General features: G+C 59.5%; 1 pseudogene. It reads right to left on the reverse strand.

The features are described from left to right. Nucleotides 1-418: pseudogene (locus DKT72_RS19000) on the reverse strand (polyribonucleotide nucleotidyltransferase); the annotation flags it as partial. Nucleotides 419-524 lie beyond the last annotated feature (106 nt).

Genomic DNA, 524 nt, shown 5'->3' on the forward strand with positions numbered 1-524 from the left:
TCAGGGCGATGACATCGTAAGCGTCATCAGGGTTCACGGCGAGCACGGTCTCGACGACCTGCACTTCGTTGCGCAGGGTGTGCGGGAACAGCGGACGCAGCGGGCGGTCGATGATACGGCAGGCGAGGATGGCCTCGGAGCTCGGGCGGCCTTCACGACGGAAGAACGAGCCCGGGATCTTGCCGGCAGCGTACATCTTCTCTTCAACATCGACGGTCAGCGGGAAGAAGTCGTAGTTCTCCTTCGGGCTGGAACCGGCGGTGGTGGTGGACAGAATCATGGAATCGTCGTCGAGGTAGGCGGCCACAGCGCCATCGGCCTGCTGGGCGAGGCGGCCGGTCTCGAAGCGCAGCGTGCGCTTACCAAACGATCCATTGTCGATTACGGCCTCAACGGCCTTGATTTCGGGACCCTCCATAGGGTTCCTCCTTCTTTAATTTTCTATTTATTCCTACATACTGTGTTGCGGTTTGGCGACTCGCTTGAACCGCAACTGTCCTCTTCAGCGGACGTCACATACCTTG

It is taken from the genome of Confluentibacter sediminis (genome assembly GCF_003258355.1).
GTDB classification, from domain to species: Bacteria; Bacteroidota; Bacteroidia; order Flavobacteriales; family Flavobacteriaceae; genus Confluentibacter; species Confluentibacter sediminis.